The 25,664-nt window shown below is 63.8% G+C and carries 27 protein-coding genes; 11 read left to right on the plus strand and 16 right to left on the minus strand.

Annotated features, from left to right (window positions below):
• Positions 1–21: 21 nt before the first annotated feature.
• From lpxA to cutA, 11 genes are all read right to left on the minus strand, one after another.
• On the minus strand, positions 22–807 hold the full coding sequence (lpxA, locus tag CKO25_RS03380) for an acyl-ACP--UDP-N-acetylglucosamine O-acyltransferase (protein ID WP_200386518.1): 786 nt from the start codon (positions 805–807) through the stop codon (positions 22–24).
• Between the two features lie 88 nt (positions 808–895).
• Complete coding sequence (purH, locus tag CKO25_RS03385) at positions 896–2,455, minus strand: bifunctional phosphoribosylaminoimidazolecarboxamide formyltransferase/IMP cyclohydrolase (protein WP_200386519.1); 1,560 nt, start codon at positions 2,453–2,455, stop codon at positions 896–898.
• Positions 2,456–2,557: 102 nt separating this feature from the next.
• A complete protein-coding gene (locus CKO25_RS03390) occupies positions 2,558–2,866 on the minus strand; it encodes a helix-turn-helix domain-containing protein (protein ID WP_200386520.1) in 309 nt (102 codons plus the stop codon).
• A complete protein-coding gene (dusB, locus tag CKO25_RS03395; RefSeq protein WP_200386521.1) occupies positions 2,863–3,861 on the minus strand; it encodes a tRNA dihydrouridine synthase DusB in 999 nt (332 codons plus the stop codon). Before dusB ends, CKO25_RS03390 begins: the two co-directional genes overlap by 4 nt.
• Complete coding sequence (gene prmA, locus CKO25_RS03400; RefSeq protein WP_200386522.1) at positions 3,858–4,748, minus strand: 50S ribosomal protein L11 methyltransferase; 891 nt, start codon at positions 4,746–4,748, stop codon at positions 3,858–3,860. The genes dusB and prmA overlap by 4 nt, the downstream gene beginning before the upstream one ends.
• Positions 4,749–4,798: 50 nt before the next feature.
• On the minus strand, positions 4,799–6,139 hold the full coding sequence (gene accC / locus CKO25_RS03405) for an acetyl-CoA carboxylase biotin carboxylase subunit (RefSeq protein WP_200386640.1): 1,341 nt from the start codon (positions 6,137–6,139) through the stop codon (positions 4,799–4,801).
• A gap of 94 nt (positions 6,140–6,233) precedes the next feature.
• Positions 6,234–6,686: an acetyl-CoA carboxylase biotin carboxyl carrier protein gene (accB, locus tag CKO25_RS03410; RefSeq protein WP_200386523.1), complete on the minus strand. Its 453-nt coding sequence runs from the start codon at positions 6,684–6,686 to the stop codon at positions 6,234–6,236.
• A 2-nt stretch (positions 6,687–6,688) separates the two neighbouring features.
• Positions 6,689–7,150: a type II 3-dehydroquinate dehydratase gene (gene aroQ / locus CKO25_RS03415; RefSeq protein ID WP_200386524.1), complete on the minus strand. Its 462-nt coding sequence runs from the start codon at positions 7,148–7,150 to the stop codon at positions 6,689–6,691.
• A 132-nt stretch (positions 7,151–7,282) separates the two neighbouring features.
• On the minus strand, positions 7,283–7,846 hold the full coding sequence (locus CKO25_RS03420; RefSeq protein ID WP_200386525.1) for a TlpA family protein disulfide reductase: 564 nt from the start codon (positions 7,844–7,846) through the stop codon (positions 7,283–7,285).
• The gene (locus CKO25_RS03425) at positions 7,843–10,272 is read right to left on the minus strand and encodes a protein-disulfide reductase DsbD (protein ID WP_200386526.1); all 2,430 of its coding nucleotides are present in this window, start codon (positions 10,270–10,272) and stop codon (positions 7,843–7,845) included. Before CKO25_RS03425 ends, CKO25_RS03420 begins: the two co-directional genes overlap by 4 nt.
• On the minus strand, positions 10,251–10,577 hold the full coding sequence (gene cutA / locus CKO25_RS03430) for a divalent-cation tolerance protein CutA (protein ID WP_200386527.1): 327 nt from the start codon (positions 10,575–10,577) through the stop codon (positions 10,251–10,253). Before cutA ends, CKO25_RS03425 begins: the two co-directional genes overlap by 22 nt.
• Before the next feature lie 560 nt (positions 10,578–11,137).
• Here cutA and CKO25_RS03435 point away from each other — a divergent pair.
• The 3 genes from CKO25_RS03435 (at position 11,138) to groL (ending at position 14,143) form a co-directional block, all read left to right on the plus strand.
• Positions 11,138–11,578 (plus strand): FxsA family protein, encoded by a 441-nt coding sequence (locus CKO25_RS03435; protein ID WP_200386528.1) that lies wholly within the window; start codon positions 11,138–11,140, stop codon positions 11,576–11,578.
• A gap of 548 nt (positions 11,579–12,126) precedes the next feature.
• Complete coding sequence (gene groES / locus CKO25_RS03440) at positions 12,127–12,417, plus strand: co-chaperone GroES (protein WP_200386529.1); 291 nt, start codon at positions 12,127–12,129, stop codon at positions 12,415–12,417.
• A 76-nt stretch (positions 12,418–12,493) separates the two neighbouring features.
• The gene (groL, locus tag CKO25_RS03445; protein ID WP_200386530.1) at positions 12,494–14,143 is read left to right on the plus strand and encodes a chaperonin GroEL; all 1,650 of its coding nucleotides are present in this window, start codon (positions 12,494–12,496) and stop codon (positions 14,141–14,143) included.
• Positions 14,144–14,307: 164 nt separating this feature from the next.
• On the opposite strand, the gene CKO25_RS03450 is transcribed toward groL, so the two are convergent.
• Positions 14,308–14,985, minus strand: coding sequence for a DUF1826 domain-containing protein (locus CKO25_RS03450; protein WP_200386531.1), 678 nt, complete (start codon positions 14,983–14,985; stop codon positions 14,308–14,310).
• 400 nt (positions 14,986–15,385) lie between these two features.
• Here CKO25_RS03450 and CKO25_RS03455 point away from each other — a divergent pair, with 400 nt between their 5' ends.
• The 5 genes from CKO25_RS03455 (at position 15,386) to CKO25_RS03475 (ending at position 18,929) form a co-directional block, all read left to right on the plus strand.
• The gene (locus CKO25_RS03455; RefSeq protein WP_200386532.1) at positions 15,386–15,577 is read left to right on the plus strand and encodes a hypothetical protein; all 192 of its coding nucleotides are present in this window, start codon (positions 15,386–15,388) and stop codon (positions 15,575–15,577) included.
• On the plus strand, positions 15,577–15,858 hold the full coding sequence (hemP, locus tag CKO25_RS03460) for a hemin uptake protein HemP (protein WP_242467395.1): 282 nt from the start codon (positions 15,577–15,579) through the stop codon (positions 15,856–15,858). Before CKO25_RS03455 ends, hemP begins: the two co-directional genes overlap by 1 nt.
• Positions 15,859–15,955: 97 nt before the next feature.
• Positions 15,956–17,209, plus strand: a complete 1,254-nt coding sequence (locus CKO25_RS03465) for an FAD-binding domain-containing protein (protein WP_200386534.1) — start codon at positions 15,956–15,958, stop codon at positions 17,207–17,209.
• Entirely contained in the window at positions 17,206–18,774 is a 1,569-nt protein-coding gene (locus CKO25_RS03470; protein ID WP_207161948.1) for an FAD-binding domain-containing protein, read from the plus strand. The genes CKO25_RS03465 and CKO25_RS03470 overlap by 4 nt, the downstream gene beginning before the upstream one ends.
• Complete coding sequence (locus CKO25_RS03475; protein WP_200386535.1) at positions 18,771–18,929, plus strand: DUF2256 domain-containing protein; 159 nt, start codon at positions 18,771–18,773, stop codon at positions 18,927–18,929. Before CKO25_RS03470 ends, CKO25_RS03475 begins: the two co-directional genes overlap by 4 nt.
• 263 nt (positions 18,930–19,192) lie before the next feature.
• On the opposite strand, the gene CKO25_RS03480 is transcribed toward CKO25_RS03475, so the two are convergent.
• Complete coding sequence (locus CKO25_RS03480; RefSeq protein WP_200386536.1) at positions 19,193–20,767, minus strand: AAA family ATPase; 1,575 nt, start codon at positions 20,765–20,767, stop codon at positions 19,193–19,195.
• A 209-nt stretch (positions 20,768–20,976) separates the two neighbouring features.
• Here CKO25_RS03480 and CKO25_RS03485 point away from each other — a divergent pair, with 209 nt between their 5' ends.
• Together CKO25_RS03485 and CKO25_RS22195 are read left to right on the plus strand one after the other, a co-directional pair.
• The gene (locus tag CKO25_RS03485; RefSeq protein WP_242467365.1) at positions 20,977–21,933 is read left to right on the plus strand and encodes a DNA methyltransferase; all 957 of its coding nucleotides are present in this window, start codon (positions 20,977–20,979) and stop codon (positions 21,931–21,933) included.
• The gene (locus tag CKO25_RS22195) at positions 21,873–22,181 is read left to right on the plus strand and encodes a DUF8810 domain-containing protein (protein WP_503663876.1); all 309 of its coding nucleotides are present in this window, start codon (positions 21,873–21,875) and stop codon (positions 22,179–22,181) included. The genes CKO25_RS03485 and CKO25_RS22195 overlap by 61 nt, the downstream gene beginning before the upstream one ends.
• A gap of 129 nt (positions 22,182–22,310) precedes the next feature.
• Here CKO25_RS22195 and CKO25_RS03490 read toward each other — a convergent pair whose 3' ends face one another.
• Positions 22,311–22,844, minus strand: coding sequence for an REP-associated tyrosine transposase (locus CKO25_RS03490; protein WP_200386537.1), 534 nt, complete (start codon positions 22,842–22,844; stop codon positions 22,311–22,313).
• A gap of 699 nt (positions 22,845–23,543) precedes the next feature.
• On the opposite strand from CKO25_RS03490, the gene CKO25_RS03500 reads away from it, so the two are divergent.
• Positions 23,544–23,792: a helix-turn-helix domain-containing protein gene (locus CKO25_RS03500; protein WP_242467367.1), complete on the plus strand. Its 249-nt coding sequence runs from the start codon at positions 23,544–23,546 to the stop codon at positions 23,790–23,792.
• Positions 23,793–24,020: 228 nt separating this feature from the next.
• Here CKO25_RS03500 and CKO25_RS03505 read toward each other — a convergent pair whose 3' ends face one another.
• Together CKO25_RS03505 and CKO25_RS03510 are read right to left on the minus strand one after the other, a co-directional pair.
• On the minus strand, positions 24,021–24,287 hold the full coding sequence (locus CKO25_RS03505) for an invasion associated locus B family protein (RefSeq protein WP_200386538.1): 267 nt from the start codon (positions 24,285–24,287) through the stop codon (positions 24,021–24,023).
• Positions 24,274–25,503, minus strand: coding sequence for a TIGR03032 family protein (locus CKO25_RS03510; protein ID WP_338115058.1), 1,230 nt, complete (start codon positions 25,501–25,503; stop codon positions 24,274–24,276). Before CKO25_RS03510 ends, CKO25_RS03505 begins: the two co-directional genes overlap by 14 nt.
• Between the last annotated feature and the right edge of the window lie 161 nt (positions 25,504–25,664).

Below are 25,664 nucleotides of genomic sequence, written 5' to 3' on the forward strand. Positions count from 1 at the left end.
GGGCCCTAGCAGCCGCCCGGATCAGAGATCCCGGCCGAACGACAGGACGCCCCGTCGGCTCGATTCAATGAAATGGACGATGTGCCCGGTCTCGGGACTGGGGTAGGTCCGTTCGGCCTCCACCAGGGCCTCGGCGAGACGCAGGCCCGACGTGAAGATGAGCCGATAGACGGACTTGATCCGGCTGCGTTGTTCCTGGGTGAAACCAGCGCGTCGCAGGCCGACCAGGTTCAGGCCGATGATCCGCGCGCGATGACCGTCGACCAGGGTGTAGGGCGGGACGTCCTGGGGGACACCGCTCACGCCCGCGACCATGGCATAGGCGCCGATTCGGCAGAATTGATGCACCGCGACCTGTCCCGAGAGGAAGGTGCGGTGCTCGACCTCGACATGTCCGGCGAGCGTGGCCGTGTTGGCGAGGATGTTGTGATCGCCGACGATGCAGTCGTGACCGGCGTGCGAGAAGGCCATCCAATAGTTGTGGCTGCCGATCCGGGTGCCATCATCAGACTTGATCCCGCAGCTGATGTTGACATTCTCTTTGAACTGATTGTGATCGCCAATGGTGAGCGGTCGCGCCAGCTCGGGTCGAAAGCCGAGATCCTGGGGCTCGGAGCCGAGGGTGACACCATGACAGACCCGATTGTGCGCGCCCATGCGGGTCATCCCGTAGATGCGCGCGCAAGACTCGATGCGGCAGCCCTCGCCGATCACGGCGCCCGATTCGACGATCGAATAGGGGCCGACGATGACGGATTCGTGCAGTCGAGCACCGTCTTCGATGATGGCGGTGGGATGGATGCGCATGTGTCGAAGGTCTCCAACGCGAGAGGATCAGCCGCTAGCTCCGGACCAGCGATCTCGGGGCTGACGGCCGAACGCCGATGCCCGATCCTCAGTGCCGGAAGTGACGCATCCCGGTGAAGATCATCGCCATGCCATGGGCGTTCGCCGCGGCGATCACCTCCTCGTCGCGCATCGAGCCACCGGGTTGGATAACCGCCGTGATGCCTACCGCCGCGGCTTGGTCGATACCGTCACGGAAGGGGAAGAAGGCATCCGAGGCCATGACCGCGCCGGCGACCGCGAGTCCCGCCTGCTCGGCCTTGATGGCCGCGATGCGTGCCGAGTTGACACGGCTCATCTGACCGGCGCCAACTCCGATAGTGGTGCGGTCGCGGCCGTAAACGATGGCGTTGGACTTGACGAACTTGGCCACGCGCCAGGTGAAGAGCAGATCGGCCATCTCCGCCTCACTCGGCGCGCGCGTCGTGACCGTGCGTAGGGATTCGGTCAGGCGCAGATCCGCGTCCTGGACGAGCAGTCCACCGTTGACGCGCTTGAAATCGAGCCGGTGGGTCAGCTCGGCGTCCCAGTCGCCGCATTCGAGCAGCCGGACGTTCTTCTTGGACGCGACCGCCGCGCTCGCCTCGGCGCTCACGCGCGGGGCGATGATCACCTCGACGAACTGACGCTCGACGATGGTCCGCGCGGTCGTGGCGTCGAGCTCGCCATTGAAGGCGATGATGCCGCCGAAGGCCGATTCGGGGTCGGTGCCATAGGCGCGCTCGTAGGCGTCGAGCAGGGTCGCGCCGAGGGCGACCCCGCAGGGGTTGGCATGCTTGACGATGACGCAGGCCGGACCCTCGGCGAACTGTTTGACACACTCAAGCGCCGCGTCGGTGTCGGCGATGTTGTTGTAGGACAGTTCCTTGCCTTGGAGTTGGCGCGCGGTCGCGATGCCGGTCTCGAGTTCACCATGTTCGGTATAGAAGGCCGCGTGCTGGTGCGGGTTCTCACCATAGCGCATGGTTTGCTGACGCTTCAGCTGGAGGCTGAAGGTGCGCGGGAAGCCGCCTGGCACCTCGGTGGCGAGCCGGCCGCCGAGATAGTTGGCGATGGCTCCATCGTAGCGGGCGGTGTGCTCGAACGCCTTGACCGCGAGATCGAAGCGCAGGGCGTCACTGACACTCCCCTGCGTGGCGATCTCCTCGGCAACCCGCGCATAGTCGGCTGCGTCCACCACCACGGTGACGCTCGCGTAATTTTTGGCCGCGGCGCGCAGCAGGGTTGGCCCCCCGATGTCGATGTTCTCGATCGCGGTAGCAAGATCACAGGCCGGATCCGCGACCGTCTGCTCGAACGGGTAGAGGTTGACCACCACCAGGTCGATCGGCTTGATCTCGTTCTCGCGCATCACCCGATCGTCCGGTCCACGACGCCCGAGGATGCCGCCGTGGATGCGCGGATGCAGCGTCTTTACCCGTCCCGCCATCATTTCGGGGAAGCCGGTGTAGTCCGACACCTCGGTCACCGCGATGTTCTCATCGGTCAACAGACGAGCCGTTCCGCCGGTTGTCAGGATCTCGATCCCATGCGCGGACAGCGCGCGCGCAAAGGGGACCAAACCCGTCTTGTCGGAAACACTGATGATGGCGCGGTGAATGGATTGCATGATGTCCGTCCGAGTGAAAGGGTGCCGAACCGCTCGCGTCAAGGATCCGGCTTGTGGCCGCCGCGGCATGGGTCGAGCATCGCGTGGTATCAAGCGAGTTAATCAGGCTAGGCGATCGATGCCATAGAGGGCGAGCCGCTTGCGCAGCGTTGCGCGCGTCATGCCAAGCATCTTCGCTGCTTGGCTCAAATTGCCGTTCGTGAATCGCAGCACGGTTTCGAACATGGGGCGTTCGACCTCTTCCAGCACCAGCTCACGCAGATTCGTGATCTCATGGCCGGCCATGTTGTCGAGATAGAAGCCGAGTGCCTCTTCGACACACTGTCTCAAGGGGGCATGGCGATCGGCCGCGGTGAACTGAAGGCGTGTCGACTGAGTCTCCCGGTCATCGTCCAAGGCGGCAATCCTCATGCGGCTTGATTCTCGGTTTCGGAGCATGCGGCGAAGAATTCGGCCACCCGCGATGTTTGCGCGCTCGGTTCATCGGTGCGATTGATCCGCTCGCGAAAGGCTGCTGAACCCGGGAGTCTTCGGCAATACCAAGCGATGTGCTTGCGGGCGATCCGCACGCCGGCATGGTTGCCGTAGAACACGTAAAGCGATTCCAGATGCTCTTGCAGGAGTTCGTGGATCCAGGCAATGGGTGGCTCGGTCGGCAGCAACCCCGAGGCGAGGTATTGAGCGACGTCGCGAAAGATCCAAGGCCGTCCCCGAGCCGCGCGTCCGATCATGATAGCATCCGCGCCCGTGCAGTCCAGAACTCGCTTGGCCTGTTGCGGATCGGTGATGTCGCCATTGGCGATGAGCGGCAGCGCGACCCGCTCACGAATGGCGCGGAGCGTGTCGTATTCCGCGGGCACGTCATACCCGCAGGTGCGTGTCCGGCCGTGGACGGTCAAGGCCGCGATGCCGGCATCGCGCGCGAGTTCAGCGATGCGTGGCGCATTACGGGTCGCGGGAGACCAGCCGGTGCGAATCTTCAAGGTGACCGGAACCCTGACGGCACCGACCACGGCCTCCAGGATGCGAGCGACACGGGCCTCATCACGCAGCAACGCCGAACCGGCGTCCTGTTTGCAGACCTTTTTGGCTGGACAGCCCATGTTGATGTCAATGATCTGAGCGCCCAGCTCGACATTGGCACGCGCCGCGCGTGCCATCGCTTGCGGATCCGAGCCCAGGATCTGTGCCGAGACGGGGCCGAACTCATCACGATAGTCCAAACGCCGGACCGATTTCGGGGTACCCCAGAGTGCCGCATTCGCGGACACCATCTCCGCCACCGCGAGCCCCGCGCCGAGGCGGCGGCAGAGGTTACGAAAGGGCCGGTCGCTGATGCCGGCCATGGGGGCGAGCACCAACCCATTGGCGAGCTGGTAGGGGCCGATCGCGAAGCCGTTCGTCAACGACGCGTTCCGCTGATCAATGCCCAATCCTCTCGCAACCGCACCGGAGCAAGGGCGATGCGCCCAGCATAGGCGGCGCTCACGCTCTCGACCTGCTCGGCGAGCACACCCGAGAGGGCGAGGGCACCGCCAGGGCGGAGGGCAGCGGTCAGGCGTGGGGCGAGCGCGATCAGCGGACCCGCGAGGATGTTGGCCACGACGACATCGACCTGGGATATCAGTTGGGTGTCGGCGGCCTGGATATCGAGTCGATCCGCGACCCCATTGGCCCGTGCGTTCTCGATCGTGGCCTCGAGCGCTTGGGGGTCGTGGTCGATCGCAATGGCCCGCGTGGCGCCGAGCCGCAGCGCCGCGATGGCGAGGATGCCCGAGCCGCAGCCGAAGTCGAGCAGGGTCTGGCCGGTCAGATCCTGTCCATCGAGCCATTCCAGACAGAGCGCCGTGGTCGGGTGATGGCCGGTGCCGAAGGCGAGACCTGGATCTAGGGCGAGGATGACGTCTGCCTCATCCGCGCTCGAATCATCCGGCCTCTGTCCATGCGGGCAGACCCAGAGCCGACGCCCGAAGCGGGTCGGTTTGAAGGTCTCGAGCCACACCCGCTCCCACACCTGATCAGCCAGCCGCTCGATCCGTGGTTCTGCCAGTGCTTGCGCAGCGAGTGCGCGGGCGAGCTCGCCGACGCGCTGTTCGGTTTCCTCGCCCGTCTCGAAGAGGGCGGTGAGCTTCACCCGTGACCACAGCGGCGTCTCACCCGGTCCCGGCTCGAGCTGCGGTTCGTCGGCGGCGTCGGCGAGCGTCACCGACAAGGCCCCGTGCTGCTCCAGCGTGGTGACGACCGCGTCGGCGTGCGGCTTGGAGACCTCAATCAGGAGTTGGAGCCAAGGCATGCGTGTGATGTCTCGCGTGGGGCGAAGCGGGTGGTCTGCGCGAATCGCCGCTACATCCCAAGCTTTTTCTCGAGGTAGTGAATGTTCGCGCCACCGGCGAGGAATGCCCCATCACGCAGGATCGAGCGCTGCAGTTTGATATTGGTGTTGATCCCGTCAATGACGGTTTCACGCAGGGCATTGCACATCCGGGCGATCGCCGCCTCGCGATCCTCCCCGTGCGTGATCAGCTTGCCGATCATGGAGTCGTAGTAACGCGGTACCGTGTAGCCGCTGTAGATATGGGTCTCCAGTCGTACCCCCGGGCCACCCGGGGCATGGAATTCGGTGATCTTGCCGGGACTCGGCATGAAGGTATCGGAGTCCTCGGCATTGAGGCGGCACTCGATCGCATGGCCACGGATGATGATGTCCTCTTGCCGATAGCGCAGCGGTTCGCCAGAGGCGATGAGGATCTGTTCCTTGACGATGTCAACGCCGGTGATCATCTCGGTGACCGGGTGTTCGACCTGGACCCGGGTATTCATCTCGATGAAGTAGAAACAGCCATCCTCATAGAGAAATTCGAAGGTCCCGGCGCCGCGATAACCGATGGTCCGACAGGCCTCGGCGCAGCGCTCACCGATCTCGCGCCGTTGGTCCTCGGTGATGCCGGGGGCGGGGGCCTCTTCGACGACCTTTTGGTGACGGCGCTGCATCGAGCAGTCGCGTTCGCCGAGATGGATGGCGTTGCCATGCTGGTCGGCGAGGACCTGGAATTCGACATGGCGCGGGTTCTCGAGGTACTTCTCCATGTAGACCATGTCATTGTTGAAGGCGGCGGCCGCTTCCGCCCTGGTCAGCGAGATGGCATTCAGCAAGGTCGCCTCGGAGTGCACGACGCGCATGCCCCGCCCGCCGCCGCCCCCGGAGGCCTTGATGATGACGGGATAGCCAATCGTGCGCGCCATCTCGAGCGTGCGCTTCTTGTTGTCGTCGAGGGGGCCATCCGAACCTGGGACGCAGGGCACTCCGGCCGTATGCATGGCGGCGATCGCCGAGACCTTGTCGCCCATGAGGCGAATGGTCTCCGGTTTGGGGCCAATGAAAATGAATCCGGAGCGTTCGACGCGCTCGGCGAAGTCGGCATTTTCCGACAAGAAGCCGTATCCGGGATGGATGGCGACGGTGTCGGTGACTTCCGCCGCGCTGATAATGGCGGGCACGTTCAGATAGCTGTTCAGTGACGGCGGAGGGCCGATGCAGACGGACTCGTCGGCGAGCAGGACGTGCTTGAGATCGCGGTCGGCCTGGGAGTGGACCGCGACGGTTTTGATGCCCAATTCGCGGCAGGCGCGCAGGATGCGCAGTGCGATCTCACCGCGGTTGGCGATCAGAACCTTTTCGATCATTGCAGCCATGTCGGGGTCTCTTCGCTGAAGAGGTCGCCGCGCACGATGGCGGTGCGCCGCGGCTTGGTGGTGAGGCGGACCATTCCGGTCGTGCTCATTCGATCACGAACAGTGGCTGGTTGTACTCCACGGGTTGGCCATTCTCAACGAGAATACGCTTGATCTTCCCGCCACGCTCGCATTCGATCTGGTTGAGGATCTTCATGGCCTCAATGATACAGAGGGTGTCGCCGACCTTGACGCTCTGACCCTCTTCGACAAAGGATTTCGAGCCGGGGGAGGGGGAGCGATAGAAGGTGCCCACCATGGGGGAGCGTACGAGGTCGCCGTCTTCCTCCTCGTCTTCGTCCTCGTTGAGGGTAACGTGGGTGGTGGGGGTCGCGGTCGGGTTGGCCGCCATCGGCATGGCTTGCGGCATGTACATCGGCATCGGACTCGAGCCCTGGCGGCTGATCCGCACCGACTCCTCACCCTCGTGGATCTCGATCTCCGCGACGTCGGATTGCTCCAACAGTTCGATGAGCTTCTTTACCTTGCGGATATCCATGTTCAGTGATTCTCGTTGGGTGAGGTCAGGGCGAGGCGGCGGGTCGCGGCACGCAACGCAAGGAGATAGCCCTCGGCGCCGAGCCCGCTGATCACTCCGACGGCAATATCGGAGAAATGGGAGTGCGCACGGAAGGGTTCGCGGGCATGCACGTTCGACAGATGAACCTCGATGAAGGGGATGCCGACCGCCAAGAGGGCATCACGGAGCGCAACGCTGGTGTGCGTGAAGGCCGCCGGGTTGATGATGATGAACTCGACCCCGTCGAGCGCGGCCCGATGGATGGCGTCGATCAAGACATGCTCGGCATTGCTCTGCAGGACCTCGAGGCTCAGTCCCCGCGTCGAGGCGAACCCTTCCAGCTGCTGCTGGATTTCGTCGAGCGTGGTCTGGCCATAATGGCCTGGCTCGCGACTGCCGAGCAGGTTGAGGTTCGGTCCGTTCAGAACGAGGATCTTGGCCATCCGGTCACTGTGCTCCAGCGCGTGCGAGGGGCTTCTCGAGTCGGGCTCACGCCGTGAACGGCGTGAAACCGTCGCGAATTGTCCGGATTTTACGCGATGTTGTCTAGCTTGGAGGTCGCCTTGATCGTCCCTTCAGGAGCCCTTGGTCTTAATCAAGGGATCGAGTTCGCTGGCGAGTTCGGCCGCTGTGATCTCGCCGGTGCGACTGAAGACCCGCCGGCCGCGCTGATCGAAGATCACGGTGAACGGCAGTCCCTCGACTCGATTGCCGAGCCGTTTCGACAAGGCCATGGCCGCGGGGTTGGCGATGAGGATCGGGTAGTTGAGCGGATAGTCGGCGATGAATTGCGTGATGTCGTCCAGTCGATCGACCGCGATCCCCACCACCTGGACCTGCGCCTCACCGAGGGTGCTCTGGGTCTGGATGAAGAGGGGGATCTCGCGCACGCACGGGGGGCACCAACTCGCCCAGTAATTGAGGATCACGATCTTGCCAGACCACTCGGAACTGGAGACCTCATCGCCGTGCAGGTCCGGGAGGCTGAACTCGGGCAGAATCTGCAGTGGGGCGCTCGGGCGGATGATGGTCACCTGATCGGTGCCACGGGCATCGATCCAGCGTTGTCCGATCATCGCCACGCCCACGCTGATCATGCCCGCGAGCAGGATCGCTAGGCCGATGCGGGTGCGACTCATGGGGCGGCTCGCTGCAGGTGCGTGACGAAGGCATCGGCGGGCTTGAAGCCGACCAATCGGTAATTCCTGAGTTCGGCGCCGCTGGGATCGAAGAACAGGATGGCGGGTGGCCCAATGATTCCGAAGTGCTGCATCAACGCCTGATCGGCTGCATCGTTGGCTGTCACATCGGCCTTGAGCAAGACAAACCGGTTCATCTCCGCGATCGCTGCCGGGTCACTGAAGGTATAGCGCTCCAGTTCCTTGCAGGTCACGCACCAGTCGGCATAGAAGTCGAACAGCACCGGTTTGCCAAGCGCGGCCGCCTTGGCGACCTCGCGCTCGACATCCTCGACCGTCTTCACGCGCACGAAGGTTGCCTCCGCGGCGCTGCCCGCGCCGCCCCCCACCGCGAGCCCGCGCAGCGGTTGCAGCGTATCCTTCCCACCGGCGGCGGCACCGATCAACATGAGCGCGCCATAAATGAGGAGGAAGACACCGAGGCCCTTCCAAAGCTTGCTCCAGCCACGCGCATCCTGGGGGAGCTGACTGAGCGCGCCCATGTAGACCGCCGAGCTGATCAGCAGGAGCCCCCACAGCAGCATCGCCACCGCGGGCGGGAGGATGCGCTCCAGCATGAAGATGGCGACCCCGAGCAGGGCAACGCCGAACACCGCCTTCACGGCATCCATCCAGGCGCCGGCGCGGGGCAGCAGCTTCCCGGCAGAGGTGCCGATCGCGATCAGCGGGGCGCCCATCCCCATGCTCAGGGCGAACAGGGCAATGCCGCCAAGCACCGCGTCGCCCGTCTGACTAATATAGATGAGTGCCCCGAACAGCGGTGGAGCCACGCAGGGGCCGACGATCAGGGCCGAGAGGAGGCCCATGATGGCCACGCCGAGTAGGGTTCCACCCTCCTGCCGGTTGCTGATCTCGGCCAATTTCGACTGCCAACTCGATGGCAATTGCAGGTCGTAGAAGCCAAACATGGACAGCGCGAGCAGGACGAAGATGAGCGCGAAAACACTCAGGACCCAGGGGTTCTGAAAGGCCGCTTGAAGGTTGGCCCCGAATAGTCCCGCAAGGACGCCGACCACCGTGTAGGTCAAGGCCATCGCCAGGACATAGACCAACGACAGCACAAAGGCCCGCCGTGTCGTGAGACCGGGTCCCTGGCCCGCGATAATCCCCGAGAGGATCGGGATCATCGGAAAGACGCACGGTGTGAAGGCGAGCAATAGGCCGAACCCGAAGAAGGCCGCGATCACGACCCACACCCCGCTGTTGGCGAGCACGGAGGCGATGCGATCCTGCTCGGAGACCATGTCGTCGACCGTCGCGGGCGGGGGCGTGTCGCTAATGGTGGACGCGGCTGCCGCAGTTGGCAGGACGCGAGTCACCAGCGCCTCCGGCAGGCTGAACGTCAGCCGTTGGCTCTGGGGGGGATAGCAGATGCCGATTTCGGCACACCCCTGATAGTTCGCGATGAGGGTCACCTCGGTCGGAGCGCTGGCGCCACGCACGAGTGGCACGTTCAGAGCGACCCGATCATGATAAACCTCGACATCACCGACACTGCCATCGGGTAGGACGGAGTTCTGCTTGATCTCCCCGGCGGGGCGCTCGAAATGATCGAGCGCGACCTCTTCGTGATCCTCTAGTGTCACCTCAAGCAGGTGACTGTAGAGATAGGTCCCGTCGGCGATCTCCCAGGTTAATGTGATCGCATCAGGCCCGACGACCTCCGCGGAGAGCAGGAAGGCCTCTTCGGCGGGCAGGATGTCATCGTCAAAACCCAGACCGAGCGACTGGCCAAGACTGGGGAGCGCACTGAGCGTTTGTTCGCCACGGATGGCCGCGGGTGCCGCCGATGGCTCAGCCGGTGGTGGCGCGGTGTTCTGACTCTGACTAGGCGCTGGCGTGGCGGCCGCGACCGCGGGCAGTTCGAGCAAGAGTCGGTGGCGATGGGGCGGGTAGCAAAATCCCGCATCGGCGCAGCCTTGTGACAGGGCCTCGAGGGTGAGGAAGTTTCCGGCCTCCGCCTCGCGTGCGATGGGCACCCGGATCTCGACACGGTCCCGATACACCTGGACCCGGCCGAAGAATTCATCCTCCTTGGTCTCGGCCGCGGGCATCTCGGGGCTGCCGAGGGTGATTCCAGGGCTGTCGGAGTCGAATCCGAACTTGCTCTGATACATGTAGTAGCCATCGGCGATGTCCCAACGGACCCGCACGGCATCGGGGCCATCGGCTTCGCCGGAGATTCGGAAGGCTTGATCCGGCTTGAGGAACTCGCCTTCGGCCATGACACTCGGGGCGGCAACCAGGACGAGCAACCAACTGATTGCGAGTGCCCATGCGCTGGCTAGTTTACGCGCGCCTGGGCGCCACTTGGGCTGCGCGTCGAGGGTTCCTCGTTCCACCTTCAGTCGTTGTTCTTGGTGCATGTGGTGACCCAGCTCAAATAGTCAGGGAGTCCTTCGGTGACGGGGACGGCGATGATCTCGGGAAGCTCGTAGGGATGCCGCATCCGCAGGCGCGCCATCAGCTCCGGGACCCGTGTCGCGGTGGTCTTGATCAGGAGCAGCACCTCGGGATCGTGCTGGATGTTCCCCTCCCAGCGATAGACGGAGGTGATGCCGGGCAGCAGATTCACGCAGGCGGCAAGCCGTTCCTCAACCAGGGTGGTAGCGAGCTCCTCGGCGGTCGGTGCATCCGGGCAGGAACAAAACAGGATGCGATGCGCGCTCATGATGCGCACCAGCGGCCCGAGTGTCGACCCGCATCCCCGGGTGGTAGCGGCGTGACGAGTGGGCGGCCGTTCAGAGAGCTAAAATGAGATTGATTCATCCGGTCAGGATTGCCGAATCCTTGCGATTGATCAAGTGGAGAACCAGGGTTGGCACGATTTCTCAGGCGATTTCCGGGAAACCCCATCCCAACCGTGGACCGGGGATCGCCGTTCGCGGCGACGAGGTCACTCTGGTCGGGAGATACGATTCTCCGCAAATCGCCCTAAGTGGCTTCGAGCTCGCCCGGTGACGAGAGGTTCCGAACGACTTCATGCCTCCGGTCCCGTCAGGCGCCGTGACAGGCCACGCCAAGCGACAGAGCTCCACGTGGCAGCGAGCGCAGACCACGCTCACACTCTAGAGGCTCGCGGATGAGATGCCACCAAGATCGTTCCATCGGCGCCCGGGTTGCTCTATCCTGAACCACTCCAGAGCGCACTTGTCACATCGCTCATCAGGACCAGGTCCGCCATCGCGGATCCCGGGCAATCGAGCGATCGATCTCAGGAGACCCTAATTCGTGCCGCTGATCATCCTTCTGGCCCTCCTCATTGGCCTCCCCCTCATCGAAATCTATGTGCTGATCGAGGTGGGATCCGAAATCGGTGCTCTGCCCACGATCGGCTTGTCGATCCTGACCGCGGTCCTGGGGACATGGCTGGTTCGCCATCAAGGCTTCGGCTTATTGCTGCGCGTGCGGGAGATGACCGACCGCGGCGAGGTGCCGGCACTGGAGGTCCTCGACGGCGCACTGCTGTTGATTGCCGGTTTCTTCCTGCTCCTGCCGGGGTTTTTGACGGACGCCGTCGGGTTCCTCCTCTTGATTCCACCCTTACGGCGTTGGATGGTTGGGCGTTATGTCCGCGTGCTTCCCGTCGGGGCGTCGAGCGAGTCGCGCGACGCAGGTCCCGCACAGGAGCGTGCGCGAATTATCGAAGGCGATTATCGACGCGAGGACTGACGCGCGTTGCGCGGTGGCGTCGCCTCCCGCGCCTTCGCCGCGTGCTCAACCGCTCATGCGGGATGGGAACCGCGCAACCGACCCGTGAGTGCGCCGTTTCAGCTGAGAGCTCCAAGGCGGGCGAACCCGCTCTGACGGTGTCGCGCTCTGGTGTTCTCCAGGTCATCACGTCGCTGTCTGCTCGATCGCCAGCCGTGCGGTCCAGCTCCACGTTCCCACCACAACCACTCCCAGCCGTTCACCATCCGGTCGTGCGCGCCACGGCGCACGCCCGGACCAGCCGCCGCTCCCAGCCTGCTCGCCAGGAATCGATCCCCCACAGGCCATGAGGCACAGATGCAGGATCCGGCGCGACCCGCCCTGATCACGCCGCGGCCCCCCGGTGTGCATCGAGCGAGGATTTTCGCCGTGAACCACCGCGAATGCTTGACAGATGACGAGAAGGCTCTACTATTAGCACTCGTTTGAGATGAGTGCTAACAGAGTGTCCTTCGTCCGGTCGACTCTCAGGTACTTCCAATCCATACATCGCACGAGGAGATCGCCTTATGAACATCCGTCCCCTGCACGACCGCGTCGTCGTTCGCCGCATGGAAGAAGAGCGCACGACCGCCGGTGGGATCGTCATCCCGGACTCCGCGGCGGAAAAGCCGATTCAAGGTGAAATCATTGCCGTGGGTAAGGGCAAGATTCTCGACAACGGTGAGAGCCGCCCGCTCGACGTCAAGGTCGGCGACCGCGTCCTGTTCGGGAAATACTCTGGCACCGAGGTGAAGCTCGACGGGAACGAGTTCCTGGTCATGCGAGAGGAAGACATCATGGGCGTCATCGAGGGCTGAGGCCGAAGGATCAAGCGATCCTTTCTGAGCCCGTCCTCTGACACCCGATCACCCAACGAATTCGAGGAAAGACAGTATGAGTGCAAAAGACGTTAAGTTTGGCGGCGAAGCCCGCGCCCGCATGATGGACGGCGTGAACATTCTGGCCAACGCCGTGAAGGTGACGCTCGGTCCTAAGGGCCGCAATGTCGTGCTGGAGAAGTCCTTCGGTGCCCCGACCGTCACTAAGGACGGTGTGTCCGTGGCCAAGGAAATCGAACTGAGCGACAAGTTCGAGAACATGGGCGCCCAGATGGTCAAGGAAGTGGCCTCTCACACCTCTGACATCGCCGGCGATGGCACCACCACCGCCACAGTATTGGCTCAGGCCATGGTGCGCGAGGGCCTCAAGGCGGTTGCCGCGGGCATGAATCCGATGGATCTGAAGCGCGGCATCGACAAGGCCGTCGAGGCCGCCGTGGAGGAGTTGAAGAACCTCTCCAAGCCCTGCACCGAGAGCAAGGCGATTGCGCAGGTTGGCACCATCTCCGCCAACTCCGACGATTCGATCGGCCAGATCATTGCCGAGGCGATGGAGAAGGTCGGCAAGGAAGGTGTCATCACGGTTGAGGACGGCACCTCGCTGCACAACGAACTCGCAGTGGTCGAGGGGATGCAGTTTGACCGCGGCTACCTCTCACCCTACTTCATTAACAACCAGCAGAGTCAGAGCGCGGAACTCGACGATCCCTTCATCTTGTTGCATGACAAGAAGATCTCCAACATCCGCGAACTCCTGCCGGTGCTCGAGGCCGTTGCCAAGGCGGGCCGTCCGCTGCTGATCGTCGCCGAGGATGTTGAGGGCGAGGCCCTGGCGACGCTGGTGGTCAACACCTTGCGCGGAATCGTGAAGGTCTGCGCCGTCAAGGCCCCGGGCTTTGGCGATCGTCGCAAGGCGATGCTGCAGGACATCGCGATCCTCACCGGTGCCACTGTGATTTCCGAAGAGGTCGGCTTGTCGCTCGAAAAGGCAACCCTGAATGACCTCGGGACCGCGAAGAAGGTCCAGGTCGGCAAGGATGAGACCACCCTCATCGACGGTGCCGGTTCCGAGATGGACATTAAGGCCCGCTGCGAGCAGATTCGTGCCCAGGTCGAGGAGACCACCTCCGATTATGACCGTGAGAAGCTGCAGGAGCGTCTCGCCAAGCTCGCCGGCGGTGTCGCCGTGATCAAGGTCGGTGCGGCCACCGAGATGGAAATGAAGGAGAAGAAGGCGCGTGTCGAAGACGCCCTGCATGCGACCCGTGCGGCCGTCGAGGAAGGCATCGTCCCGGGCGGTGGTGTCGCACTGGTGCGTGCTCAGACCACCATCAAGGGCCTGAGTGGGGCCAACCACGACCAAGACGTCGGGATCACGATCGCCCGCCGTGCGATGGAAGAGCCGCTGCGCCAGATCGTCGCCAATGCGGGTGCCGAGCCGTCGGTCATCCTGCACAAGGTCGTCGACGGTTCGGGTAACTTCGGTTACAACGCGGCCAACGGTGAATATGGCGACATGGTCGACATGGGGATCCTGGATCCGACCAAGGTGACCCGCTCGGCCCTGCAGAATGCCGCCTCCGTCGCGGGTTTGATGATCACCACCGAGGCGATGATCGCCGAGGAGCCGAAGGATGATGCCCCGATGCCGGGTGGTGGCGGTATGGGTGGAATGGGCGACATGGGCGGCATGGGCATGATGTAAGCCCAGCCGCTGGGTCGTTCGATCCAGCCCAAGAGGTGACCAAGCCCCGCTTCGGCGGGGCTTTTTCGTTGGTCTGGTACGGCTAGGTGGACACCAGTTCGGGGCCGCCACTCGCTCGATGGACTGGCTTCAGATCGATCTTGGCGATTCGGTCCTGACGGGAGTTAGTCGGTCCAGAGCGCATCCAGAGCCAAGATGATCCGCGGGCATGCCTCGGGAGCCACGCTTGGCGAGCGGTGGATCGCGCCACGTTGCTCGGCGTGACCCGGCCAGGCGGTTCCCTTCAGGAGCAGGAGATCGAAGGGCGCGGCGCGCCCGCTCGCGGGAGAGTCCCCGGCCATCGTTGGCAGCGCACGGTGATCGATGCCAGCGGCATCCAACCATTCGGTGCCGGGTCCGCGCCAGGTACAGAGGAGTCTGATCCCAGTGCGGTCCACGTGCCATTTCGGACACATGGCGCGGTCGAGGCGCTCTACCCTCAAACCGATGCTGGGGCAGCCGATCAGGTCGGCGTAGAGCTGTGTCAGGAATCGGATTTCCGCGGTGATCGCGGCGGCCTCCGGATGCTCTGGAAGCCTGAGACGATCGATTTGAGGGATGCCATCGGAGCTGACTGGAACCACGGCACGCAGGCCCGGCCAGGACTGAAACACAGGTTGCGCGAAGGCGTCCATGATCCGCGTGCAGGCACGGCGAGGATGATGGCAGATCAGGACATCGGATTCGAAGATCTCGCTGAGATCGGCGAGCCGATCGACTCGGCGGGTGCTCTGCATGGCCAGTGGCGAGGCAGCGTAGGCGACGGGGCGCATCGCGGTCGGGTGGGGAATCGTCGGTTCCATAACGGATCGATTTGGTGAGTTGGTCAAGGGTCTCGGAGGTTTAACTTAGAACGGAACAAAGATGCTATAACATAACATACAGGTTGACGTCACGGAGCACAGTGCCGCATCCCTGATCGACCTCAACGCCCCAGATGCTCAGCGTGTTTCGGGCCGGCCCGAAAACCCCCTTAATGACTGGCCTATCAGCAGCGCGCTTCACGCCATCCGGTAGGTGCTTGCATGGAGTCAACGACGTGGTCTCGGATGACCGACTTGCATCGTCGGACTTGCATTATAAATAAGAACGATTATCATTAACTAAAAGGGGCGTCACGTCATGACCCTCTTGGTGGTTTGGACTTTTTCCTATCGAGGCCGCCGCGCCAGGCTCCTGGGCGGTGTCCAGGAGTTGATCCTCATGCGTGATTTCGTTCTCGGCTCGGTTGCGGTTGGTGTCGTTTTGCTGGTGCTGATGGTGTTGGGCGATACGGTGCATCTGGACTCGGATGCCTCTCTCTCAGGGCGGCATCATGAGGCTGCCCTGGAGCGGATGAATGCGAACGTGGCAACACCGCGCGTGATGACGGCCCACGGAGGATCAGTGTCGTGATGCGTGCGATTGAGCGGCGTCAGCGCCATCCCCGGCCCGCCCAACCGACCCGATTGATCCCGACCGATCCGGCTTCAGCCGTGGCCGCGTCCTCCCTGGTGCAGCATGCCGTCTATAGCGCAGAGCTGTTCGATCCAGGGGGTGAGCTGCCGATTTTGCATCGTGGCCGGCTGTATCGACTGCGCTTGGGACCGGAGGGCGAACTCGAATTGGTGGGACCAGCCGCCATGGCGACGGGACAGCGTCATCTTGTCAGCAATCGGGGCCGCCGCAGCGACTGAGCAAGGTGCTCCAGGGCCTCCGTCGCCCTGGCGATCGACTGTTACCCCTGGTACGGATCGGGTTGAAATGCGCGGGCAACCCGCCTAACTGGGCGGGATGAGCACTGTTCATCACCCCAATTGGGAGCCTGTCGCCGCGCTCACGCGCGATGCTGGGCTGGCACGCCTCGCGGAGTTTCTGCCGCATGTAGCCACCTACGGACGCGTGCGTAACCGTGCCATCCCACCCTACGACGAGGTGTCGCGCCTGTCGGTCCATCTGCGTTATCGCCTGCTGCTGGAACCCGAAGTGATTGCGGCGGTGTGGGAGGCTCATGCCCCTGCCACGGTCGAGAAATTCGTCTCCGAGGTCTTGTGGCGAACCTATTGGAAAGGCTGGCTCGAACTGCGCCCGCACCTCTGGAACCAATACCTCGAGCAAGTCGAGCGCGATGCCGAGTCACTGACAGGCACGGCGTCGCTACGCTATGCCGAGGCCACGGACGGGCGCACCGGCATCGCCTGTTTTGATACCTGGGTGCGGGAACTGATGGTCACCGGTTATCTGCACAACCATGTGCGCATGTGGTTCGCCAGCATTTGGATCTTTACCTTACGTTTGCCTTGGAGCCTCGGGGCAGCCTTTTTCCTCCGCCATTTGCACGACGGCGATCCCGCCTCCAATACCTTGTCTTGGCGCTGGGTAGCGGGGTTGCACACGCGCGGCAAGCATTACCTCGCCCGTGCCGAGAACATCGCCCGCTATACCGACGGGCGCTTCAATCCCAAGGGTGAACTCGATGAGCAGGCTCTCCCCGTCAGTGAGCCGCCGTGGGATCACCTACCGCGACCACTGCCGGTGTGCCCGGAGCCGCTCTGGGATCAACCCAGCGCACTGCTGGTGACGCCCGAGGATCTGACGCCAGAACTTTCCGTGCTGGCGGCGCACCGGTATCGCGGCATTGCGGGTGGTTGGAATGCCACCATTAACGTGACCCTGGCGTTGGCGCCACCCGTGATTGACCGGGCGCAGAGCGCGCTCGCTGACGCCTTGGCACGCTCGGAGGCGCATGGCTCAGTGCCGATACATCGACTCGATGCCTCCGACTGGCTCGCGGATGTCGAGAACTGGGCGCGTGGGCTAGGGGTGCGGCAGATCGTGACTCTGGTGACGCCAGTCGGACCCTGGAGGACCTGTCTGAACCAGCTTACAACCCGGCTCGCCGTGCACGGGATCCAACTGCTGCAGGTCCGTCGCCGTTGGGATGACCGACTCTGGCCCGCAGCGACCCATGGCTTCTTTCGCTTCCGCGATCATGCCCAAGGGCGCGCCGATCTGTCACGTCTGGTGTCGGAGTCTCGCTCGGTATGAACGGCATCCAACTGCTGTGGTTCAAGCGTGACCTGCGCGTGCACGACCACACCGCCCTGGTCGAGGCTTCCCGTCGCGGGATCGTTCTGCCACTCTACATCATCGAGCCCGATTATTGGGCCCAGCCGGACGTCTCGGGACGTCATTGGGCCTTCGCTCGCGAGTGCTTGGACGGGCTGCGGAAAGAATTGGCGGCCTTGGGTCAGCCCCTGATCGTGCAGGTCGGTGAGGCGGTGACGGTGCTGAACCGGCTCTTGCAGCAGCAGCCGATCGAGGCGGTCTGGTCGCATGAGGAGACCGGCAACGACTGGACCTATCGGCGCGACCAAGCCGTCGGTGAGTGGCTCCGATCCCAGGGTGTGCCCTGGCATGAAGTGCCGCGGCATGGCGTGGTGCGGCGTTTGAAAACGCGCAATCAGTGGTCCCGCATCTGGGAGCAGCGGATGCGCGCCCCCTTGGAGCCGCCACCTGTTCTGCGTCCGCTCGCTGTGCTGGTCGACCACGAGATGGTCGACGCACTGCCCGAGGCGCGGGAACTCGGCCTGGTTGATGATCCTTGCCCCGGGCGACAGTGCGGTGGTCGGTCCGCCGGTGTTGCTCTGCTCGAGGGCTTTCTCGGTGCACGCGGTGAGTCCTACCACCTTGAGATGTCGAGCCCCCTGACGGCCTTCGAATCCTGCTCACGTCTGAGCCCGCATCTCGCGTGGGGCACGCTTTCCATGCGGGAGGTCGTGCAGGCCACGCGCTACCGTCGCCAGCAAATCGCGGACCTCGGGCGCAAGGGTGAACGTGGCACCTGGGCGAAGGCGCTCGCGGCGTTCGAAGGGCGGCTGCATTGGCATTGTCACTTCATGCAGAAGCTCGAGAGTGAACCGCGGATCGAGTTCGAGAACCTCCATCGCGCCTGCGATGGGCTGCGCGATCCCCAGCCCGATGCGGACCGGCTCGTGGCTTGGAGCCAAGGCTTGACTGGTTTTCCGTTCGTCGACGCCTGTATGCGGGCATTGCGTGAAACCGGCTGGATCAACTTTCGGATGCGCGCCATGCTGATGTCATTCAGTTCCTACCATCTGTGGCTGCATTGGCGCGAACCCGGCTTGCATCTGGCGCGTGTCTTCACCGACTACGAGCCGGGGATCCATTGGCCTCAGGTGCAGATGCAGTCTGGAACGACCGGCATCAACACCCTGCGAATCTACAACCCGGTGAAGCAATCCCAGGATCAGGATCCGCACGGCGAGTTCATTCGTCGTTGGGTTCCTGAATTGGCGGGGGTGCCCGATGCACGCATCCATACTCCCTGGATGCTCTCGAGCACCGAGCAAGACACCTATGGCTGTCGCATCGGCCATGATTATCCGGATCGGCTGCTCGATCATGAAGCCGCCGCGCGCGCGGCGCGCCGCCGCTTCGGGGCGATCCGTCGTACCCCCGAGTCACGCGCGGAGCGTGAGGCGATCTTCCTCGCGCACGGCAGCCGTCGGCGCGGGGCGGGGCGCGCGGCAGGGCCGCGTCGGGCACGCATGACTGGAGGAACGATGGGTCCTGACGAGCCAACCGCATGAGCCACCGCAAAGTACATCTGCCGGCCAAGGTCTGCGTGATCTGCCAGCGCCCCTTTACGTGGCGCAAACGCTGGGCGTCCTGTTGGGATCAGGTGCGCTATTGCTCGGATGCATGCCGGGGGCGCCGTCGCCTGTCCCGAGGCCAGAGGGACTGAATCAGCCTCGCTGGCAAGGGCTGCTTCGCACGCAAGCACGACGATCGAGCCGAGCGCCGGTTTTGGTGGCGGCTGGAGCCGTCTCGCCTGGAATGGATCGCCGAGTTGCGTTGGCAGGCCATTTTTTTTGCGCAACGCTTGCCGAATCTGCCGGAGCGCTTGCTGACCCCCGCCTGGTATCGGCTGAAATACCGGTCGTTACGCCAGGCGTGGTGCGAGCGACGGGGGCGGAAGGCGACGATGACGCCTTGACGTCAGCCGCCTCAGGCGCGCACCACCTCGATGGATCGCCCGTGCGGACTCAGCGTCGTGCTGCTCGCGGTGCGCTCGGCCATCGGCGGTTGATCAGCGCGCCGGTCGAAGATCACCAGCCAGCCTGAGTCCAACCCGAGGCCAGCCAGATAGCCGTCCAGTTGCTCCAGCCCCTCGGCCAGCGGATCCGGTGCGCCGTCGCGCCAGACCTTCAGCTCCATCCCCAGGGTGACCGCGCCATAGCGTAGGCACAGATCCATCCGCCCCATGCCGATGGCGTATTCGCGCTCCAGGGTGCCGCCGCCGTTGATCACCCGATGCAGAAAGGCCATCAACACCAGATGCGGGGCGATCTCGTGATAGGGCGCGCTGCGCAGCAAGGGCGCGCCGTGCTGGCGCCAGAAGGCGAGGAAGGTCTCCAGCAGCGCAGACGGGTTGAGCGTCCCGTCGGCGTTGAGCCAGGTCGGGGCAATGCGTGGCAGGGAGTCCTGCGGTCCGCTGGCCAGGGCGCGCGGCAGCACCTCGCGGTAGATGGGATTGGCGACCACCAGCCCACCCGCGCCGTCGCGCCGTAGCAGACCCAGATCGACCAGATACTGGCGATCGTCCTCTGAGGCTTCGCCCGGCAGTGTGCCGGCGAGCATCGGTTCGATGACCCGCCGCACTCGTGGTTCCTGCAATTTGTGGGCGAGTTGGTCGAGATGGGTGACGCGCTCCAGGATCAGCGCCTCCTTGGCCTGATCGATCAGCGCCAGGGTGATGGGCCGGGTCCGATCGCGTCCCTCGGGCAGCTCGAAGCAGGCGCGATAGGCCAGGGCATTGACCAGCCAGGGTTGGCCTTGAGTGAGCGCCCAGACCCGGTCCAGTGCCTCGGAGGTGAAGACCTGCCCGGTCTCGGCGGTATGCTGCAGCAATAAGGTCCGCGCCTCCGCGGCAGTGAAATCGCCCAGGCGCAGCGATTTGGCTTTGATGTTGAAAGCGCTGCCACCGGTGATGGGATCACGCTCGGAGCTGGCATGGATACGGTAGTCGCGCAGGTCACGCACGCCACACAGGATGATGGTCTGGGGGAAGGCCAGCGGGCGCTGGGTATAGCCGGCACGCACCTGGCGCAGCAGCGAGATCAGGGTGTCGCCCACCAGGGCATCGACCTCGTCGAGCAGCAGCACCAGCGGTTGTGGACTGTTCAGGCACCAGCGTTCGAGCAAGGCGTTCAGCACCCCCTCGGGCCCGTGCGCCGGCCAGACCTCCTCGGTCCAGGTGTACAGCCGTTCCTCACCCAGATCACGCCGTGCGGCAGCACCGATGGCCCCGCAGATAGCCCGCATGCCGCGCGCCACATCCTCGCGCGCGGTCTGGGCGATCTCCAGATTGGCATAGACCGCCCGATAGCGCTCCGCGCGATTCAGATACTCGCCCAGCGCCAGCAGACAGGTGGTCTTGCCGGTCTGGCGCGGGGCATGAAGCAGAAAGTATTTTTCCTGATCGATCAGCTCGAGGATCTCGTCCAGGTTCCAGCGCGACAGCGGCGGCAACGAATAATGACGATCAGCGCGGATCGGCCCTTCGGTATTGAAAAAACGCATCGCCGGGTCTCCGGGGCTCGCGGGGCAAATGGAACGGGGCGTTCGCCCCGCGGACCGATTGATTTTGCGCTCAAGGTCATGAACGATTGACTGACCCGTCGAAACTCTAACCGAAATGTTGGCAAGACGGACCGCTTCGATCGGTCATTGAACAGCCTGCCCTGGCGCCGTCTGCTCACTATCGAGCCGTGAGCCGTGAGCCGTTTTCCGTGGCGGTGTTCGAAACCGCGCCGGCTCCAGCGGTTGTCACGTCTGCCGGGGCCGAGCTGGTGTCAGACGAGTCACATGCCGTGCGGCTTCTGGAGCAGGCCCAGAAGCTGCTGGACCGTTGTCCCTTCATCTGCTTTTGCGAGGACATCGGCCTGCTGCCGGCCAAGGTGCTGAACAGCGCCCTGACCACGAACACCGAAGGTTTCGTCAGCGTCTCGCGTTGGCAGCAGCTCCGCAGTCTCTTCGAGGTCATGGACAAGGGTCTGCCGGCGATGCGGATCAACGCCTACAACGGCGGTCTCTTCGCCAAGGACGCCGCGCTCGATGCCCTGGTGGTGGCGGATGCCGCGCTCGACGGCATCCGTGCGCTCTCGGACTACGATTTCGAGACCGATCTGAACGTCAACATCCTGGGCCACATCTTCGAGCAGTCGATCACCGACCTGGAGTCCATCCGTGCCGAGATTCGCGGCGAGGGCGACGACCGGCAGCGTTCGCGACGCAAGCGCGACGGCATTTTCTACACCCCGGATCTCATCACCCGCTTCATGGTCGCGCGCACCATCGGCGGTTGGCTGGCCGAACGACATGCGCAGATCGAGGCCCGCCATCGCACCGGCAAGCCCGGCCCCCTGTTGAACGAGACCCGTCTGAAGATCTGGGTGGATCATCTCGAGTTCCTGCGGCGCATCAAGGTGATGGATCCGGCGTGCGGATCGGGTGCCTTCCTGGTCGCCGCCTTCGAGTATCTGATCGGCGAGTACGAGCGGGTCAACCGCACGGTCGCCGAGCTGACCGGCGCGCCCGGACAGCTCGGTCTGTTCGATCTCGACCGCCAGATCCTGCAGGACAACCTCTTCGGGGTCGACCTCAACCCCGCGAGCTGCTCAACTGGCTGCGCCACGAGTTCGTCGTCGAGAAACCGGGCCAACAGCTTGAAGACTTCGCCCGCCTGACCGCCGACGCCTTCGCCGCCGAGGTCCGCAAGCGTCGCCCCAAGGGCGCGCCCCGCCTGACCCCGGCCGCGCTCGGCGAGCTGACCGACACTCACACCCGCTATGCGAGCCCCATTCAGCAGCGTGCTGCCGAGATCCGCGCCCTCGAACGCCGTTTCTCCGACCTGGTGAATCAGGCTTATCGCCTAAGCGACGACGATATCGCGCTCATCCGGCGCACCGCACCGCCGCGTATGCCGGGCGACTAGCCCCTCGATGCGGTGAACAACGACGGCATACGCCCGAGCCATGCCGAGAAGCACGATAAGTGTTAGCTCGTGACACCGCTCTGCGGTGTCACGTGTCTATTGGCGCTCCGCGCCCCGTCCGAGAAGGGATCACCAATCCCTGAACACCTCAATCAACCCCGCGCGCCCGGCATAGCAGCGCGCGCTCGACCAGCGCCAATGCTCCGGCTCATCCACAAAACCCCTCTTGACGGGATTGTTGTGAATGTACTCCAGCTTCTGCCGCAGCATGACGTCCCCCTCGATGCATTCCGGATGGGATCCCTCTTGCCAGAGCTGATACGAGCGATCACTGCGCCGCGCCTTGAACGTGAAACCCATGCGGTCCAGCAGCCGTCTTGCGCCCTTCTCCTCAAGCAAATCAATGAGGTTTCTGGCCGAGTAGGATTTGAAGCGCTTCCACACATCCGGCAGGTTCGGCGCTTGAGCGACGGCATGCAGGTGATTTTCCAGCACGACAAAGCCGTAGATGCGAAGCTCGGAATGCTTCTGCAGGTACGACCAAGAGTCGAACACCACTTGCACTGTTTCGGGTCGAGTGAAGATGGGCAGCCACTCGACGACGGTGCACGTCAAGAAATGTGGCTGATCCTGCGAGGCGAAACGGTAGCGTGTCCGAGCCATTGGCCTGCCGAGAAGGTTGTGTTTCCCTGCACTCTACACGATTCGTTGTTTTATTGTGTGCTGTTGCACGTGGCGCGGAGCGCCATGGGATTCGTGACACCGCAGAGCGGTGTCACGAGAATAGGGATTGGTGTCACGAGACGCAATTCAGTGGAGCTGCAAGGCGGCCCGACAACTGAGCAAGATCAAGGAGAAGTCCGCCCGTCAGCGGATCTTCGCCGAGATGCAGTGACTCGCGACGTTTCCGGATTGTGTCCACGTCAAAAAGCTCACCAATCACGTCTATTCGTACCGACTTCGCATCGGCGACTATCGTGTTTTTTTGAGTTCGACGGCGCCGTCCGTATCGTCCTGATCGAGGAGGTCAAGAAACGCAATGAACGCACCGATTGACTTGCAGATCATCAAACCTAGATCCGGCAGTTGAACGGCCCCTGGAGTGCGTCCCGCGTGGTGTCCAACAAGGCGCGACGAGGCGTCGTAGTGGTTCTACGACAACGAGTTGCAACGCAGTCGGGCGCCGCGCGGGGCGTGCTTCAGGGGCCGTAGCGGCCATCACCCCGCAGGTGAGGTTTCAGATGACCAAGATACTCAACGACGTCAAGCCGTTGCATGCGGCACGAAGCGGTCAACTGCCGGATCTAGGTCAAAGAGCCTGACGGGCAGCCGGCCTTTGTCGTTCTGCCCTATGACGAGTATTTGCGGCACTATGCGCGCGCGCATGAGCTGATTCCAAACGAGGTCGTGGGTGACATCATTCGTGATGAGATGACCCCGGCTCGCGCCTGGCGCGAGTACCTTGGCCTGACGCAAGCCGACGTTGCCGCGCGGGCCGGTATGTCGCAAGCGGCCCTCTCGCAAATCGAATCCGGCGCTCACAAGGCCCGTAAGGCAACGAAGGTCAAGCTCGCCGCAGCACTCGGAATCACCGTCGACCAAATGACCTAAACCGCGCCCGGTGCGGTATGCGATATTTTTTGGATGGGATCGGTCCGGGCGGATTTGACGATCGGCGGGCAGCACGCTGAACCCAACGGCACGCGGCGTCTCGGCCCTGGCGCCGCTCGGAAGCAGGATTAGGATCAGGAGCAAGGCCAGCCAAGCGCGGAGAAGGCCGAACGCAGGACACCAGGACCGGGATGGCGCCGATCCGAACGACCAAGCGCCGCGCGCCACTCAGGGTGTCTCGTACGCCAAGCCGAAACCGCCCAAGGACAGGCCGAGGTCAAGGGTTTGCGCGTCGTTCAGGCGCAAACGCAGATGGTCCTGTTGGCCCTGACGTGCCGCATTGATGAAGGTCTGCGTCAATGCCGTGCCAGTCGAGCATCCGCGGGGCAGGCAGATCTGCGCAACCAGGTCGACCGTCGGACTGGCGTCGGTCTGGAGCTGGAGGGGTGCGTCCAATAGGACCGCGACCGCGCTCGCGTGCTTAGCTCGCCGCATGGGTTTCTCCGCCAGCCGGCGGCTGCCAGTCCCACCCGCGCTGATCGAGCGGTCGGTCCGGCGCTTCGATCGAGACGAAGCTGGCCAAATCCGGCCCCATGGCCTCCACCGCCATCGGACAGCGCACCCCCGGTAGGATCTGGATGTCGAACAACTCCCGAATGGCCCCGTCAAAGCGCAGCCATTCCACGATGTCGCCGTTCTCCAGGTTGACGATCTGCACGCCGCACCAGGATTCGCCGCCACGTTTGGCCAGCTCGGCCTCCAGCGCCAGTCCGGTGAGCCGCCCATCGCGCGGCATCGAGAGCGCGATCACGGCGTGTCCGCGGTGCAGGGCCAGGCCGCGCATGAAGCCGGGGCAGAAGGCGACCGGCTCGCGTTGCCAGGTCTGGCGATCCACGCGGGTCAGATAGCCGTTGCCGGAATCAAGCAGCCAGAGGACGCCGTTGTCGAGGCGCGGGGAGTGGGGCATCGACAGACCGCTCAGCAGGATCTCATCGGTGTCGACGTCGATCAGCACCCCGCCGTCGCCGCGATGACCGCGCCAGCCATCGACGAGATCGGTGGTGGAGACCGCCGTCACATAGCGCACCCGGCCGTCTTCCAGACAGACCCCGTTGAGATGACAGCGGTCCTCCGGCGCCAGCCGCGAGATGAACTTGGGCCGCCACACCGGCTTGAAGCTATGCACGTTGCTCACCGTCGCCAAACAGGAGTAGCGGGTGTTGACGAAGATCAGGCGTCCATTGGACTCGAGCACCATCTCATGCGCATCGACATCGGCGACGGTCTGCGCCGCGCGCGGGATGTAGAGCCGGTCGAAATGGCCATTGGCCCGCTGCTCCGGTCCCAGAACATTCTGGAGCCGCCAGATGTGCGCCAGCCCGGCGAGATAGAGCGACCCTCCATCGGCGTAGAGCCCCATCGCCCGCACGAAGTTGCGCTGATGGATCGAGAGCCCGCCTTCGGGTGTAACCCCGATCAGAAAGAGCTGGCCGGTTTGATAGGAGGTCAGTGCCAGACTCACCTGATTGAGCATCAGCCAGCGGGCAAAGCCGCGCGAGCTGCTGATGTTGGTCAGATTGACTTGCTGATAGGCCTGATCGGCGGCAGTGGGATTGCCTTGCGCGGACCCGGCGCCGGTGCGCTGACCCTGGGATGCGTCGGGATGCTCCGTCGGAGCAACAGCGGGTCTGCCTGATGGTGTTTCGGACACGAAATGCCGTCCTCTGAATCGTTGGTCTCATCGCCCGGCATCAGCGCCAACATTGTTGCCAGGCGGCAATGCGACCGGCGCTGAGACCAGATCTTCTCAAGTGGATGGTCATGCTCAACGGATTGCGCGTGGTCACGAGCAACCCGCCAGCGTGCCTGCTG

It is taken from the genome of Thiocapsa imhoffii (assembly GCF_016583985.1).
Lineage (GTDB): Bacteria > Pseudomonadota > Gammaproteobacteria > Chromatiales > Chromatiaceae > Thiocapsa > Thiocapsa imhoffii.